Raw genomic sequence first — 15,916 nt, forward strand, 5'->3', positions numbered from 1 at the left:
GCTCGAAGAGGGTTCGCGGGCGGCGCCCCATCGGCCTCGCCCCGGTCTCGCGCATCTTTACGGATAGCGCACGGGCGAGGGCGCTTCCGGCGGAGACACTTCGGGCAGTGGGATGAACTCGAAATCGCCGGGCACGGTGTCGAAGCGGGCCTGGCGCCAATCCTCCTTGGCCTGCTCGATCCGTTCGGGGCGCGAGGAGACGAAGTTCCACCAGAGATGGCGCGGCCCGTCCATGGGCTCGCCGCCGAGCACCATGAAGCGCGCGGCCTCGGTCGCCCGCACGCTGATGCGGTCGCCGGGATTGAAGACGAGGAGCTGGCCGGGACCGAACCCGTCCCCGGCAATGTCGATGGCGCCGGAGACGGTGTAGATCGCGCGCTCGTCATAGGTCGGGTCGAGGGGCAGGACGGCGCCCGCCTCCAGCGTCACGTCGGCATAGACCATCGGGCTCGACGTCCGCACCGGCGACCTGGCGCCGAAGGCCTCGCCGGCGATGAGCCGGACAATCTTGCCCTCGCCGGTGAGGACCGGCAGCGCATCCGCATCGTAATGTTCGAAGGCGGGGGCGGTCTCCTCGTCCTTGCCGCTGAGCGCGACCCAGGCCTGAATGCCGAACAGGTTCGAGCCGGTCCGGCGCAGCCCGGCGCCGGTCCGCTCCGAATGGGTGATGCCGCGACCGGCCGTCATCCAGTTGAGCTCGCCCGGGCGGATCGGCAGCTCGGTGCCCAGGCTGTCCCGGTGCATGATCTCGCCGTCGAACAGGTAGGTGACGGTGGAGAGGCCGATATGCGGATGCGGCCGCACGTCCATGCCCTGGCCGAGTAGGAACTCGGACGGCCCCATCTGGTCGAAGAAGATGAACGGCCCGACCATCCGGCACTCAGTCGACGGCAGGGCCCGCCGGACGGAGAACGAGCCAAGATCCCGCGAGCGGGGAACGATCAGGGTCTTGATCACGTCGCAGGAGAAATGATCGCCCGGAACCGGGTCGTCCGCACCGTGCCAGCTCATTGCCCGTTTCCCTCCTGCTTGGTCCGACTGAAATGTATCGCGGGTCGCGGGGCAAGCTCGGCCTGGGTCCACGCGACCGTCTCCATCGGCCCTCACGATCAGGCCGGGGCATACGTTCCCGTCGGGCACCGTGTCTTGAAGAAAGCCGGCATGTCCGCACCGGCATGGTTATCCGGCCCATCCGAGCGGAATGAAATAGAAACGACGGAAACCGATCGTTTCCGGAAACGCCCGCTCCAGTCACGGCCGTGGAGATTGTGGGCGAGGTTCGAAGAGCGGAAATCACGATCCGGACCGGCACGGCCGACCGGTTAAAATTTCCCTATGGTTTCAAAAGCTTAAAAAGAAGCGGGTTAAGAACCCTTAAACCCGCCGTATTTACCCTGCGGTACCTGAGCATCTCGGATCGCGGGACACTCACAGGTTCAGACGAAACGCATGGCGAACGGACGCAAGGGACGCGGGCGAGAGGAGCCGAACTTCGACGTGCCCGAGGGGCGCATCGGTGGTCGCGGCGATCTCGATCTGCGGCTCAGCGGCGACGATCGCGCCGGAGGCGGTGTGGGCAAACGCGGGACGAGTAGCAACGGCCAGGGCGAAGGCCCCCGGCGTCCCTCGGCGCGGGCCAAGGCACCGGCCCGCAAGCCGCGCCGGCGCTCGTTCCTCGGCGGCCTGTTCTATGGCACCCTCGTGCTCGGCCTGTGGGGCATCATCGCCATCGCGGGGCTGGTGGCCTACCATGCCTCGCAATTGCCGCCGATCGACCAGCTCGCCGTCCCGAAGCGTCCGCCCAACATCGCCATCCTCGCCAGCGACGGCTCGCTCCTGGCCAATCGCGGCGAGACCGGCGGACGGGTGGTGAGCATCGGCGAGCTGCCGCCCTATCTGCCGCGCGCCTTCGTGGCGATCGAGGACCGGCGCTTCTACAGCCATTTCGGCGTCGACCCGGTGGGCATCGCCCGTGCCGTCGCCCAGAACATCACCCGCCGCGGCGTTTCGCAGGGCGGATCGACCCTGACGCAGCAGCTCGCCAAGAACCTGTTCCTGACGCCCGAGCGCTCCGCATCGCGAAAAATCCAGGAGGCGATCCTCGCCCTGTGGCTGGAGCACCGCTACACCAAGGACGAGATCCTCGAACTCTACCTGAACCGGGTCTATTTCGGCGCCGGCGCCTATGGCATCGAGGCCGCCGCCCAGCGCTATTTCGGCAAGCCCGCCAAGGCGGTGACGCTGGCGGAGGCCGCCATGCTCGGCGGCCTCGTCCAGGCGCCCTCGCGCCTCGCCCCCAACCGCAACCTGCCCGCCGCCCAGGCGCGCGCGGCTCAGGTCCTCGCGGCCATGGAAGAGCTCGGTTTCGCCAAGCCCGCCGAGGTGAAGCTGGCGCTGGCGACACCGGCACGGCCGGCGAGCAGCCGCGGCGGCGGCTCGGCCAATTACGTGGCCGATCTCGTCATGGACGTGCTCGACGACTTCCTGCCGAAATTCGACACCGACATCGTCGTCACCACCACCGTCGATACCCGTCTCCAGGGCGCGGCCGAGAAGGCGCTGGTGGACGAGCTGAACCAGAAGGGCTCGCGCTACAACGTCGCCCAGGGGGCCGTGGTCTCGGTGCGACCGGACGGGGCGATCCGGGCGCTCATCGGCGGGCGCGACTACGCCCAGAGTCAGTTCAACCGGGCCACCACCGCCAAGCGCCAGCCGGGCTCGTCGTTCAAGCCCTTCGTGTACCTCGCCGCCATGGAGCGCGGCCTGACCCCGGACACCGTGCGCGACGACGCGCCGATCAGCATCAAGGGCTGGAACCCGGAGAACTATTCGCGCGACTATCGCGGTCCGGTCCCCTTGCGCGAGGCGCTGGCGCTGTCGCTCAACACGGTGGCCGTGCGCCTCGGCCAGGAAGTCGGCCCGAAGGCCGTGGTCCAGGCGGCTCAGCGCCTCGGCATCTCCTCGCCGCTGCAGGCCAACGGCTCCCTGGCGCTCGGCACCTCGGAGGTGACCCCGCTGGAGATGGTGGGTGCCTACGCCGCCTTCGCCAATGGCGGCACGGGGGTGAACCCCTATGTCATCGCCAACGTGAAGAGCACGACGGGCAAGGCGCTCTACCAGCGAAAGGACACCAATCTCGGCCGGGTGATGAGCGCCGAGACGGATTCGATGATGAACGCGATGATGCACGAGACCTTCGTCTCGGGTACCGCGCGCAAGGCCGAGATTCCGGGCTGGGATCTCGCCGGCAAGACGGGCACCAGCCAGGATTTCCGCGATGCCTGGTTCATCGGCTACTCGGCGACTCTGGTCACCGGCGTCTGGCTCGGCAACGACGACGGCGAATCGACCAAGAAGGTTTCCGGCGGCAATCTGCCCGGCGAGATCTGGAAAACCTACATGACCGTGGCCCTCAAGGGCCAGACTCCGACGATGCTACCGGGCGCGAACCACTGGCGCAACCGTGCCCCGGCGGAGGTTCCCGCCACCACAGGCACCGCACCGGGGGGCCTCATCGGCGCCCTCCTCGGAGAGCCGCAATCCGCCGCCCCGCCCCCGCGCGTCGCCGCCAACCAGCGCGCCCGCGGGCCGAGCCAGGACGACCGGAATTTCCTGGAGAAGCTGTTCGGGGTGGGGGAATAAGCGCGGGAGAGAAACACCTCCCGAGGGCGGCGAGCCGCCGCCAGACCTGGGCTGCTATTACAGTCCTACGAGGCCCTTCAGCGAAGCGTTGATCCGGTCCTGCCAACCGGGGCCGTCCTTCTGGAAATGCTCCAGCACGGCGCGGTCGAGGCGCAGGGACACCATCTCGCGGGCACCGGGCGGGCTGAGCGGCGCGGCGGGCGCGCGTTCGGCGGGGGCTCGTTCGGCGGGTTTGGGAGCATCGGTCGCCTTGGTGGTGGCGGCCTTGAAGGCGGCTTCCGCCGCCTGGCGGGGGTCGCTGGCGCGACGGGTCCGATCGAATGCCATGGGTCGGTTTCCTGGTAAGGCTGTCTGGCTCAGCTCGCGGAGCGCTTGCGTTTGGGGGCCGGCGCGGGAGCGGCAGCTTTCTCCGCTGCATCGGCGGCTTCCTTGGCGAGGCGAAGGGCACGCAGCTTCACGGTGCGCTCGTCGATCTCCTTCACCGACTGCAGATGCTCCGCCATCGCCTGCGCGCCTTCCTTGGCCATCCGCTCCGCGCGCTCGGCGCGCTCTTCGGACCTAGTCCTGGCGTCGGTTTCGTCGCTCATCGTCGTCCTTCCTGGCTCCCCTCGCCTCGCCGCCCACGCATCGATCGCATCATTCGCCCTGGCGGAGGCGGCAGCGGCGGATGAACCGCTCGTGCCCGCTCGCGCGGCGCATCATGTCGAAGATCGAGACAAGTGCCGACGGACGTGAAAATCCGCGATCGGCGGCAAGGAAGGGTGATCCACACACCCTTCGCACGGGACCGGCTTCGGGCGGGATCGCCGGGACATAGCACGTCCGGGGACCAAAAAGCGAACCCTGGCAAGGACTCGCGGTGGCTGCATAGGGAAATCCCGGTGGATGTCCCCGTCAAAACGCCGCGATGAGGACGATTCCGGCCACCATCAGCCCGGCACCTGCGATCCGTGCCTTGCCGGCGCGGTGCTTCGGCATCCCGAGCCAACCGAAATGGTCGATGGCCAGCGACGTCAACAGGTTGGCGGTGATGAGCATCCCGTTGAAGGCGCCCGCCCCCACCTTGTCGACGAAGAGGAGGCCGCCGAACACCGCCACCGCCCCGGCGATGCCGCCGAGCGGGGCCCACCACGGCATGCCTGCGAGATCGTCGCGGGTGGGGAGCGGGACTGGCCGGATCGCCAGCATCGCGACGAAGACGAAGACGATGGGCAGGAACGAGACCGCCGCCGCGAGCCACGGGTTGACCAGGGCGCCGCGAAGCGCCGCGTTCATGGTGACGCCGATGGCCTGCAGGGCGCCGGCGACGAGGATGAAGGGATAGAAGAGAGGGCCGGTCATGAGCGTGGGATCTCCCGTGGATGTTTCGGGCCGGACGGGTTCAAAAGCGGGCGATGAGGACGATGCCGGCCACCATCAGGCCGCCGCCGAGGAGGTGCAGCAGCCCCTGCGAATTCGCCTGCATCCCGAGCCAGCCGAAATGATCGATGGCCAGCGAGGTCAGGATGTTGGCGGTGATGAGCAGCCCGTTGAACGGCCCGGCCCCGACCTTGTCGACGAAGGCGAGGCCGCCGAACACCGCCACCGCTCCGGCGAGCCCGCCCAACGGCGCCCACCACGGCATGCCGCCGAGCTGTTCCAGGCTGGGCAGCGGCGTCGGCATCACCACGAACAGCGTGACGAAGACGAAGACGATGAGCGAGAACGAGACGGAAGCCGCCAGCCACGGATTGACGAGGGCCACGCGCAGTCGCGCGTTCATGGAATTGCCCGCCGCCTGGAGCGCGCCGGCGAGGAGGATAAAGGGATAGAGCAGGGCCGCGTTCATGTCGGGTCGTCCTCGGAATGGAGGGGGATCAGGGCAGGAGGAGCAGGCCGGCCAGGGCCAGGATCAGGGCCGGCGGCATCACCAGCAGGCCGAGCTTGAGGAAGCGCCAGAATCCGACATTCTCGCCTTCGCGGCGGATGGCGGTGAGCCACAGGATGGTGGCGAGGGATCCGGTCACCGACAGGTTGGGGCCGAGATCGATGCCGATGAGGATCGCCCCGGCGACCTTCTCGGAGACGTCGGCCTGCTGCACGGCCGCCCCCGCGATCAGGCCGGCCGGCAAGTTGTTGACGAGGTTGGAGAGCACCGCCACCAGGGTGCCGCCGCCCCAGGCCGCGGCCTCGGGCGAGGCTTGCGCCGCCCGCTTGAGGTGATCGGCGACCATGGCGAGCACGCCGGTCTTCTCCAGGGCCTCCACAAGCACGAACAGCCCGGCCACCAGGGGCAGGACGCCCCAGGACACGTCCTTGACGACTTGGACCGCACCGCCGCGCTTGATCGCGAGGACGAGGAGCGTGGTGGCGAGGCCCGCGACGAAGGTCGGCAGGCCGAGTTCGAGATCGTAAGCCGAGGCGGCGATGAGGGCCCCGGCCGTGGCGACGATGCCGAGACCGGCGACCTTGCCGGTGCCCGAGAGCGGCGTCGCCTCGACGTCCCTGGCGAGTAATTGCTGCCTCAGGACCGAGTTCTGGGTCAGGCGCAGGACGATGTAGGTGGCGACGATGGCCAGGGCCGAGGGCAGCGCGAACCGCGCGAGCCATTCGGTGAGCGGCGGCATGTGCGCGGCGTAGACGACGAGATTGGCCGGGTTCGAGATCGGCAGTACGAAGCTCGCCGCGTTGGCGATGAAGGCGCAGATGAAAAGGTAGGGCAGCGGCTCGGCCTCCGCCGCCTTGGCCGCGGCATAGACCGCCGGCGTCAGCACCACGGCGCAGGCATCGTTGGAGAGAAACACCGTGACCACGGTGCCGACGAGATAGACCAGCAGGAACAGGCGCGTCGCCGACCCCTTGGCCTGACGCACGGCGATGCCGGCGAGCCAGTCGAACAGGCCCTCCTTCCTGGCGATCTCGGCGAGCAGCATCATGCCGACGAGGAACAGGTAGACATCCGTCCCCTTGCGCACGCCGTCCCAGGCCGCTTCCGGCGAGATCAGGCCCAGCGCCAGCAGCGCCCCGGCACCGAGCACTGCCCAGACCGCCTCCGGCCAGGCGAAGGGCCGGGTGATGACCCCGAGGGTCGCCAGTCCGGCGATGATCCAGGTCGCCAGATGCGGCGTCACGGGGAGTGCGAACATGGGCGGGCGAGTTCCTGTCAGGGGCGGAGAAGCGGAGCGAGGGCTACCAGTGTCGGCCGTTTCGGTTGGGTCCGAGCTGGGTACCGAGGAGGCCCTTTTCGGGCCAGGCGCCAATGGAATCCGCGTCGCTTCCGATCCCCTTCGAGACCGGCAAGAGGGACCGGTCGGTGGCCGGCTCGACGACGTCCCGCCCCGTGCCCCCGGCTGCATCCGAGGCCCGCACGGTGAGACGGCACGCCACCGCGTCCCAGGGGATCGATGCCCGGTAGCGCCGGTCGCCGTCGGCGCGGGTCATCGCCTGCCACGGCCCGCCATCTACGCTGACCTCGCAGGCAGTGACGGGCGAGGCGCCGAGGACGATCGCCCGCACCTCCACCCTGTCGCGCACGCGGTGCCCGTCGTCATGGGCAAGGCGCCGGTCGGCCGGAGCGGTGACGAGGACGAAGGGCCAGGGCGCGGCCAGTTCCTTGAAGCGCCAGCTGACGACGCCGCCATCGATGGCGGCGACGGCATAGCCGACCGGCCCTTCCTCGACCTGCCCGGTGGAGCGCGTGGCCGCGAAGATGGTGCGACCGTCATTGGCGAGCTCGTTGTAATGGGTGTGGCCCATTTCCACGAGGCGCACGCGCGACTGCGAGACGAGATGGGCGACGCGGGCGGCCTCGCCGTCGCCTTTAAGGTCGGCGGGGTAGCTGTGCATGAACAGCGCGCAGTCGAGACCGTCGCGTTCGGCCAGGTGGATTTCGCCTTGGAGCCAGGCGAGCTGTGTGTCGCCCAGGCGGAAATCCGGACCGCCGCCTCCCGGTCCGCACATGTCGAGGAAGAGGCAACGGATGCCGGAGATGTCGATGGCGTAGGGAAGCCGCCGTGCGCCGAGGCCGGCATGGAACGCATCGAGGCTGCCGCTCTCCATGTCGTGATCGCCCGTGACGACATGGACGGGAAGGGAGAGGCCGGCCAGGCCCTGGCGGACGAGGGCATATTGCTCGGGCAGGCCGTTCTCGGCGTTGTCGCCGGGCAGGTACGCGAAATCGAGTCCCTCCACCGCGCCGAGCTGCGCGACAATGGCGAAGAAATCGCGGGCGTTCTGGAGATGCCCCTCGGTGAGGTGCAGGTCACCGATATGGGCGAAGGCGAGGATGTCGTCCCGTCCGCTCGTGGCGTGTGTCATGGCTTGGCACGTGTCATGGCATGTCTCCAGCGTCGCTCCGCCTGGTGCCGGCGGGGCGTCGGAAGGAACCGGATGTTCAGGGTGCTGAACGGAGGATTCGGTGCTCGACCGATGGCGTCGTCAGGCGATGGCGGAGGCCATGGACTCCGGCCCATTGGCGCTCGGCGGCTTCGAGGCCGTGGTCGGCGGCTCGAACCCGTAGGTCTCAGGCATGGCCACGAGGTAGAGGATAAATCCCACCGCCGCGATCCCGGCCAGGACCAGGAACGCCGTCGAATAGCCCGCCGACACGATGATGAGACCGGCCAGCGTCGCCGAGAACGAGGCGCCGAGCCCCTGCGTCGTGGCGACCGCCCCTTGCGAGACGTTGAACCGTCCGGTGCCTCGGGTGAGGTCGGCGACGACGATGGGGAAGAGCGCGCCGTAGATGCCGGCGCCGATCCCGTCGAGGAGCTGGACGGCGACGAGGTAGAACGGGTTGTCCGAGAACGTGTAGAGTACGCCTCGGATGGCGAGCACGCCAAAGGCCACGAGGAAGATCGGCTTGCGCCCGATCGCATCGGCCTTGGCGCCGACGAAGACCGCCACCGGCACCATGACGAACTGGGCGGCCACGATGCAGACGGAGATGAGGGAGGTCGCGCTCTCCTTACCGGACAGCTTGGTCAACAGCTGGCCCACCGAGGTCAGCATCGCGGCATTGGATAGGTGGAAGATCGCGGCGAGCAGGGCGAACAGCATCAGGGTGCGGTTCTGCAGCAGGGCCTTGATCCCGGACGCCTGTTCACCGCCCTCCCCCGCCGACTCGTCGAGGCCGCGGGCGAGGTCGTCGTCGATGTCCTTGGCCGGCACCATGAGCATGGCCCCGACGCTCAGCACCGCGAGCACGGCCATCAGCCAGAACACCACGATGGGCCCGAAGAAATAGGCCGTCGAGCCGGCGATGGCCGCCGAGACCGCGTTGCCCGCATGGTTGAAGCCTTCGTTACGGCCGATGCGCTTGGAGAACATCTTCGGCCCCACCACGCCGAGGGTGATCGCGGCGAGCGCCGGCGGAAAGACCGCCCCGGCGATGCCGGCGACGGACTGGGTCGCGGCCACCAGATAGAAATTCGTGACGAAGGGCAGGAGCAGGCAACTCGCCGTGACCGCCAGCGCCCCGGCGATGACGATGGCACGCTTGTGGTTGGTCCGGTCGATCAGGGCCCCGGCCGGCGTCTGCGCGATCAGCCCGGCAATGCCGGCGATCGTCATGATCATCCCCGTCGTCGCCTCGTTCCAACCCTGGTCGGGACCGCGCACGGCGATGAGGTAGATGGCGAGGTAGGGGCCGAGCCCGTCACGGACGTCGGCCAGAAAGAAGTTGAGGGCGTCGAGCCCGCGCAGCGTCCGCTGCGACGGGGCGCGACCCCGATCCTGGCCGGCGGCGGTGACGCTCGTCATCCGATCGATCCTTGGCAAGTTTTTCATGGAAGGGACCGATCGGCGCGTGTCACTGGCTCTGCAAGCCAAAGCTTCGCGTCGATCGGAGCGGCAAACCCCGGCCCGAAATGAAGGTTCCTCACCAGGGATTAAATTCTGCGTGAGCGTCGAACCCCCGGCGTGGCGGGTCAAACCGACAGTGTTTTGCTCATGTGAAATACTGGGCTTCTAGGCTGCGAGCTGCCTCTCCTTCCGGATGCTGCCGTCGTCATGCACATGGACGTCGAAGGCGACTCCGTCCCGGATGCCGCGAATCTCGAAATGCCTTGGTTTGCGTATCGGCGGTCCTTCGACGCGGTAACCGGCATCCCGGACGAGGCGCAGGGCCGTATCCGGATCGCCTGGGCCGTGCGTCTTGTCCGGCCGCTCGATGATACGGACCGTACCGTCGGCGATGATGAGGCGAGACACCTTGATCTCGCAGGGCGTGACCTCGCCCTCGACGGTGACGGCCTCTCCGACCGTGGGCATCTCTTCCGTCGTGGCTTTCGGACCGAGATCGGCGAGGCTCCTCGTGCCATTCCCCTCCAGCGCGAAGCAATGGCCGAACACGGCCCAGACGATTCCGGTAGCGGTCGCGGTCTTTGGCATAGTCGTTGATCCCGATGAGTGAGAAGGCCGATCACTTCCCCCCCCCCCGGAGGTCCGAGGGAGGGAATCGTCATCGTCAGAAGCTGCGCTTCTCGCGGATGTCGCCGTCGAACCCGACATGGAGCAGGCGCTCACGCCCGTCCTGGCCCTTGGCCGCCATGTCGAGATGGCGCGGTCCGCGGCCGGTGACGCGGATGTCGGAATAGCCGGCCGCCTCGACCTTCGCGGTCAGGGCCGGCGCATCGACGGCGGGGCCGAGACCGACCTTGTCCTTCGCCCAATCGAGGCCGCCCGGCTTCGGACCGCGCGCCGGACCGAGTAGCACCGTCTTGCCATCGGCCCGGGTGAGGAGGGTGGCGTGGAGGAAGCCGTTCTCGAAGCGGCCCTGCACCGTCACGGCTTCGCCCTTGGTGACGAGGGTGCCGCCCTCGCCCTGCTTGCCGGTCTCGACGAGGGCGCGGCCGGACCCGTCCTGCAGGACGAACTTGTTGCCGAAAATCTCGGCGACGTCGCCCTTGGCAGCGATAGCGGCGGAAGGAGCGAGCTGTGCGATGGCGACCGGCGCGACGGGAGTGAGGGTCACGCCGGAATTCTGCGCCAGGGAAAGGCCGACGGCCCCGAAGGCGAGGGGAGCGGCGATGGCGCCGACGATCCAGCCGCGGCGCGAGCGGCGCGGGGCGGCGCGGCTCGGCATCTCGGTGGCGGTTCCGTCCATGGTCTTCTCGATCGTCATGGTGTGGATGTCCTGGAAAAAGCGGATCCCCTCTCGGGTTGACGCCGTTCTAGGCTCGCCCCTCCAACTTGATCTGAACCGCGCGGTTCAGCCCCGGTTAAAGCGCGGCGCGTAGGCGCCGGGGCTCCCCGATGCGGCCACCGCGCTCCCAAGGATCCGGATCCCGATGAAGCTCCTTCTGGTGGAGGACGATGCGGCCCTCGCCGCCGAGATCGCCAAGGCCCTGCGCGCCGAGAACTTCGCCCTCGACCACGCGGTCAACGGCGAGGACGGCCAGCATCTCGGCGAGACGGAGACCTACGACGCCGTGGTGCTCGACCTCGGTCTGCCCAAGCGCGACGGCGTCTCGGTGCTTCAGGCCTGGCGGGCCGCCGGGCGGACCATGCCGGTGCTGATCCTCACCGCGCGGGATGGCTGGAGCGACAAGGTCGCGGGCTTCAAGGCGGGGGCGGACGACTATCTCGTCAAGCCGTTCCGGGTGGAGGAGCTCGTCATCCGCCTGCGCGCTCTGGTGCGCCGCGCCTCGGCGCACGGGGCCAACCGGATCGTCTGCGGGCCTCTCACCTACGATGCAGGCCTCGGCACGTTCGAGCGGGATGGCCTGCCGCTGAAGCTGACCGGGCTCGAATGGCGGGTGCTCTCGTGCCTGATCCTGCGCAAGGACGGAGTGGTGCCCCGTGGCCAGCTGATCGAGCGGGTCTATGACGGCGATGCCGAGGTGGATTCCAACTCCGTGGAGGTCATCATTACCCGCCTGCGCCGCAAGATCGCCCCGGCCCGGATCGAGGGCGTGCGCGGCCACGGCTACCAGCTCGTGCCGGGGGAGACGCCATGACCCCGCCACATCCTCCTCACGGACCGGCTCCCCACGGACCGCCTGATCCGCATCGCGGCTCCCTGCAGCGGCGCCTGATCCTCGCCGCCCTCGCCCTTGTCACCGTGGCCCTCGTGGTGGCGGGGGTGGCCATCGGCTTCATCCTGCACCGCTTCGTGCGCGGCCAGATCGACAGCCGCCTGGACAGCCAGATCGTCGCCATCGCCTCGAGTCTCGAGCGGAGCCGCGACGGTCGCCTCGCCCTCGGGCGCAACCTGGACGGGCCGCCCTTCGACCGCGACCGGTCGGGCTGGTCCTGGCAGGTCCGTCAGGGCGACGCGATCCTCCGCTCCGGCTCCCTGGAAGGCCGCGACCTCGCCGTTCCCGAAGACGACCGCCGGGATGGCGGGGGCCGACACCGCGACCATCCCCGCCCGGGCGACACCGTCGACCCATGGGGCAACCCGGTGATCCTGCGTATCCTCGCCCTGCCGGATGCGGCGGGGGCAGGCCCGGCGACGATCGTCGCCTCCGCGCCCATGGCGGCCTTGCGCGGCCCCGTCCGCGAAGCGAGTCTCGCCCTGGCGCTGATCCTCGCCGTGCTCGGCCTCTGCCTCCTCGCCGGCATCGTCGTACAGGTCCGCCTCGGCCTCCGACCGCTGGAGCGCCTGCGCCGGGACCTCGCCGAAGTTCGCGCGGGCCAACGCGCACAGGTGCCGGAGAAGCAGCCGGCGGAGATCCGCCCCCTGGTGCACGAGGTGAACGCGCTGCTGGCTCAGAACGCAGCGAATCTCGAACGGGCGCGCACCCATGTGGCCAACCTCGCCCATGGGTTGAAGACTCCCCTGGCGACCCTGACCATGGCCCTCCGGGACGGGGAGCGCGACCCCGACGGCCGGCTGACGACCCTCGTCTCTGGCATGGATGGGCAGATCCGCCACCATCTGCGCCGCGCCCGCACGTCGGCCCTGGGCGGCGCCACCCGCGAGAGGACGGCGCTGGAGGCACCCGTGGCCGATCTGCGCGCCACCTTCGCGCGGCTCTATGCCGAGAAGGGCATCGCCTTCAGCGTGGAGGTCCCAGACGGCGTCGCGGTGGCCTGCGACCGCCAGGATGTGGACGAGATGCTCGGCAACCTCATCGACAATGCCAGCCGCTGGTGCCGGGCGCGAGTCCGGATCGCCGCCGCGCTCACCGAACGGGGCATCACCGTCACCGTGGAGGATGACGGGCCGGGCCTCGACGCGGATGCGGCCGCCGGGGTTCTCGGGCGCGGCAAACGCCTGGACGAGACCGTGCCCGGCCACGGGTTCGGCCTGTCGATCACCACGGAACTGGCTGAACTCTATGGCGGGTCGCTTCGTCTCGACCGCGGAAGCTTCCATGGTCTTCGCGCGCGGCTCGACTTGCCCGCGTAACTTGTGGGCGTGACTCGAAATGGCAGCTTCAACCGCACGGATTCTTTAAGGCAGGCAGCGCACCTTGAACGGGACCGAGCAGGCGGCATATGGCCTGCTGTGAAGAGTCGTCCCGCTCCGCATGCGTCCCGCATCCGTTCCAAGATGGCACGGCGGGGGCATAGGGCAGAGGACAGGCGGCCCATTCGGGCTCGGGCGGGAGGTTCTGGATGTCTGAGATCGACCACGACGTCATCGTCATCGGAGCGGGCCTCGCCGGGACCACCGCGACCATTGCCCTCGCCAAGGCCGGTTACGACACGGCGATCATCGACACCCACGCGGTCTATCCCCCCGATTTCCGGGCGGAGAAGCTCGGCGTGCCGCAGATGGACCTGTTCGAGAAACTCGGTTTCGGGGAACTGGCGCGGGCCGTGACGACGCCGGTGGACGAGGTCTGCGTCTCGCGCTTCGGCCATCTGTTCTCGCGCCATGCCGTGCGCGAATACGGCGTCCACTACACGCCCCTCATCAACGACCTGCGTGGCGCCCTGCCCGTCTCCTCGCCCCTGGTGGTCGGGCGCGTGGCGGAGATCGAGACCGGCCCGGAACGGCAGCGTGTCACCCTCGCCGATGGCAGTGTACGCACCGCGCGGCTGGTGCTTCTGGCCACCGGCCTCGGTGACGTGCTTCGACGGAAAGTCGGCATCGGCAGGACCATGGTCAGCGAGAAGCACTCCCTGTGCTTCGGCTTCGACATGGCGGCCCCGCCCTCGTCCTTCGGCTTCGAATCCCTGACCTATTACGGAGAAAGCGCCGACAGCGCAGTGGCCTATGTCACGCTCTTTCCCATCGGCGCGACCATGCGGGCCAACCTCTTCGTCTACCGCGCGCCCTCCGATCCGTGGGTGAAGGAGTTCCGCAAATCCCCCGAGGCGCTCATGAGGCAGGCCATGCCCGGCCTCGCCCGCCTCTGCCCGAACCTCACCGTGACGGGGCCGGTGGAGATGCGGCCGATCGACATCGTCCACGCGGCCGATGCGGAACGCGACGGGGTCGTCCTCCTCGGCGACGCCTTCCTGACCCCCTGCCCGATCCCCGGGACCGGGATCGGCAAGGTGCTCACCGACGTCGACCGGCTCTGCTCCGAGCATCTGCCACGCTGGTTCGCTACCCCGGGGATGGGCAAGGACAAGATCGCCGCGTTCTACGCCGACCCGATCAAGCAGGCCTCGGACCAGCAATGCCTCCGGGCCAGCCTCTATGCCCGCGAGATCACAGTCGGACGCGGCGCCGTGTGGACCCTGCGGCGCCTGCGCAACCGCATCGGCCGCTACGGCCTGCACGCCCTCCATATTCTGCGGACGACGATCGCCAGGCCGCGCCGTCCGGCCATCGGGGAAACCAAGACCGTCTGAGCCGGGTTATCGTCCCCCGCGCCAGCGGGGGGAGCGGGCCGAACCGTCGATGAACTCGAAGGCCGAGGTACGGTTGAGGGTGTGGAGGCGAGTGCCGGGGAAGAGCGGGCCCGAGCGCAGGATCGTCTCGACGGTCTGGACGTAGCCCTCGTCGTCGAGGCGGTCGATCCGCGCCAGCGCCAGCGCTTCGCCATAGCCCAGGCGGCAATCCTGGACCGGACGGATCAGGGCGCCGTCCCGCTCCACGATGCGTCCCGCCGGCCGCGCCGAGGCGATGTCGATGAGCACCGGATTGCGGGCATGCGGCGTCCAGGGGCCACGGAAATCCGGGGCCGACCAGAGATGCAGGCTGTCGTGGTAGGAGCCGAGCACCGTTCCTCCGCCGATATCGGCGGCTTGATCGCGAACCGTGGCGAACATCCACCAGCGGCCGTCCCGCTCCAGCAGGGTCGGATCGCTGGCCGTGATGCCGCTGAGCAGCGTCGCTTCCTTGACCCAACCGCCCGGAAAGGCCGTGGCCCGGTAGAGGTCGACCGTGCCGTTGGCGCAGCTCTCAGGGATCATCCAGAACGACCCCTCACGCTCGAACACGAACGGGTAGGACAGGTGATAGGGTTCCTCCAGCACCGGGACCGGCGCTCCGACCGGGCCGTTCGCATCGAAGGCCACAGCCGAGATCAGCGCCTTGCCCGTCGCGTGCGGGAAATCCTCGACGAAGAGGATGGTGCGGCCCTCGTGCTCGATCCCGAACGGATCGGCGTAGAAACGCAGGCCGTCATCCGCCAGGTCGCGCCAGCCGGACGAGGGATGCGCACGCAGGTCCACGAGATCGGGGCCGGCCAGCCGGCGCCAGCCAACGCGCCAATGGGGGGCGCGATAGCAGAGGTAGTAGAGGCGCCGGACGACGAGACGCGCCGCCATCTTCGCGGCGCGGGTGCCGATCGCCTTCACGGTCAGGGCGGGCGCCTCGGCTGATGCGAGGGCGCCGTCCCGGAGAAGCGGCCGGGCGCCCGACAGCGCGCCGACGATGAGCGTCATGCTGCGGATCAGCCCATCCTCGAACGCACTGAGCATGGTGCCTCGATCCTCGGCGCCGAAGCGCCCGGAGGCGATGATCCTGCCATCCGTGGAGAGGGCGGCCACGGGGGAGCGGCCGCCGAGCAGCGCGGCGAGAAGGGCGCCTTCGCCCGCTACGCCGTCGAAGCCGAGGCGCCAGACCGGCAGGTCCGGGCCTCCCTCCGCATCGCCGCAGAGGTCGAGGATGCAGGACGCACCCTCCGTTGGTTCGGGATAGGCGGCGAATGCGTTCACCGGGACGGGGGCGGACAGACCGCCGAGGGACAGGCGGTTCAGTAGGGCTTCGAGGCGGAACAGCAGCGCAGCATTGCCCGGCAGGCCGCCTGGCCCCGGCGAGCGGTCGACCTCCATTTCGAGCCCGGGAAGCGCTGCGAGCCGTTCCAGAAGACGGAGATGCCAGCGGCGGGGAGCGCGTCCATCCAGCCTCAGTCGCAGGCGCATCGTCGTCAGTCCCCGGACAGTCGAA

15 protein-coding genes are annotated in these 15,916 nt (G+C 69.1%); 4 read left to right on the forward strand and 11 right to left on the reverse strand.

The genetic code is table 11. The features are described from left to right. Positions 1-57: 57 nt before the first annotated feature. Complete coding sequence (locus tag K368_RS0102555; RefSeq protein WP_027171022.1) at positions 58-1,011, reverse strand: pirin family protein; 954 nt, start codon at positions 1,009-1,011, stop codon at positions 58-60. A gap of 438 nt (positions 1,012-1,449) precedes the next feature. On the opposite strand from K368_RS0102555, the gene K368_RS0102560 reads away from it, so the two are divergent. After that, the gene (locus K368_RS0102560) at positions 1,450-3,642 is read left to right on the forward strand and encodes a PBP1A family penicillin-binding protein (protein WP_027171023.1); all 2,193 of its coding nucleotides are present in this window, start codon (positions 1,450-1,452) and stop codon (positions 3,640-3,642) included. Between the two features lie 57 nt (positions 3,643-3,699). Here the strand turns inward: K368_RS0102560 and K368_RS0102565 are convergent, their stop codons facing one another. From K368_RS0102565 to K368_RS0102605, 9 genes are all read right to left on the reverse strand, one after another. Further along, positions 3,700-3,969, reverse strand: coding sequence for a BrnA antitoxin family protein (locus K368_RS0102565; RefSeq protein WP_027171024.1), 270 nt, complete (start codon positions 3,967-3,969; stop codon positions 3,700-3,702). 29 nt (positions 3,970-3,998) lie between these two features. Beyond that, positions 3,999-4,229 (reverse strand): hypothetical protein, encoded by a 231-nt coding sequence (locus K368_RS0102570; RefSeq protein WP_027171025.1) that lies wholly within the window; start codon positions 4,227-4,229, stop codon positions 3,999-4,001. 307 nt (positions 4,230-4,536) lie between these two features. Beyond that, positions 4,537-4,983 (reverse strand): DMT family transporter, encoded by a 447-nt coding sequence (locus K368_RS0102575; protein ID WP_027171026.1) that lies wholly within the window; start codon positions 4,981-4,983, stop codon positions 4,537-4,539. 40 nt (positions 4,984-5,023) lie between these two features. After that, positions 5,024-5,470: a DMT family transporter gene (locus tag K368_RS0102580; protein WP_027171027.1), complete on the reverse strand. Its 447-nt coding sequence runs from the start codon at positions 5,468-5,470 to the stop codon at positions 5,024-5,026. Between the two features lie 28 nt (positions 5,471-5,498). Then, the gene (locus K368_RS0102585) at positions 5,499-6,767 is read right to left on the reverse strand and encodes an arsenic transporter (RefSeq protein WP_027171028.1); all 1,269 of its coding nucleotides are present in this window, start codon (positions 6,765-6,767) and stop codon (positions 5,499-5,501) included. Positions 6,768-6,810: 43 nt separating this feature from the next. After that, positions 6,811-7,938 carry a metallophosphoesterase gene (locus K368_RS0102590; protein WP_027171029.1) on the reverse strand — a complete coding sequence of 376 codons (1,128 nt, stop codon included), beginning with the start codon at positions 7,936-7,938 and terminating at the stop codon, positions 6,811-6,813. 120 nt (positions 7,939-8,058) lie between these two features. Next, complete coding sequence (locus tag K368_RS0102595; RefSeq protein ID WP_027171030.1) at positions 8,059-9,381, reverse strand: MFS transporter; 1,323 nt, start codon at positions 9,379-9,381, stop codon at positions 8,059-8,061. Between the two features lie 207 nt (positions 9,382-9,588). After that, positions 9,589-10,011, reverse strand: coding sequence for a hypothetical protein (locus K368_RS0102600; protein ID WP_027171031.1), 423 nt, complete (start codon positions 10,009-10,011; stop codon positions 9,589-9,591). A gap of 76 nt (positions 10,012-10,087) precedes the next feature. After that, the gene (locus K368_RS0102605; RefSeq protein ID WP_027171032.1) at positions 10,088-10,744 is read right to left on the reverse strand and encodes a hypothetical protein; all 657 of its coding nucleotides are present in this window, start codon (positions 10,742-10,744) and stop codon (positions 10,088-10,090) included. Positions 10,745-10,910: 166 nt separating this feature from the next. Here K368_RS0102605 and K368_RS0102610 point away from each other — a divergent pair, with 166 nt between their 5' ends. The 3 genes from K368_RS0102610 (at position 10,911) to K368_RS0102620 (ending at position 14,373) form a co-directional block, all read left to right on the forward strand. Further along, positions 10,911-11,579: a response regulator transcription factor gene (locus tag K368_RS0102610; RefSeq protein WP_027171033.1), complete on the forward strand. Its 669-nt coding sequence runs from the start codon at positions 10,911-10,913 to the stop codon at positions 11,577-11,579. Then, the gene (locus tag K368_RS0102615) at positions 11,576-12,976 is read left to right on the forward strand and encodes a HAMP domain-containing sensor histidine kinase (protein ID WP_081739478.1); all 1,401 of its coding nucleotides are present in this window, start codon (positions 11,576-11,578) and stop codon (positions 12,974-12,976) included. Before K368_RS0102610 ends, K368_RS0102615 begins: the two co-directional genes overlap by 4 nt. 209 nt (positions 12,977-13,185) lie before the next feature. Continuing rightward, complete coding sequence (locus tag K368_RS0102620) at positions 13,186-14,373, forward strand: NAD(P)/FAD-dependent oxidoreductase (protein ID WP_027171035.1); 1,188 nt, start codon at positions 13,186-13,188, stop codon at positions 14,371-14,373. A 6-nt stretch (positions 14,374-14,379) separates the two neighbouring features. On the opposite strand, the gene K368_RS0102625 is transcribed toward K368_RS0102620, so the two are convergent. Continuing rightward, positions 14,380-15,891 carry a formyl transferase gene (locus K368_RS0102625; RefSeq protein ID WP_027171036.1) on the reverse strand — a complete coding sequence of 504 codons (1,512 nt, stop codon included), beginning with the start codon at positions 15,889-15,891 and terminating at the stop codon, positions 14,380-14,382. Positions 15,892-15,916 lie beyond the last annotated feature (25 nt).

The sequence above is a fragment of the Methylobacterium sp. 10 genome (assembly GCF_000519085.1).
Classification (GTDB): domain Bacteria; phylum Pseudomonadota; class Alphaproteobacteria; order Rhizobiales; family Beijerinckiaceae; genus Methylobacterium.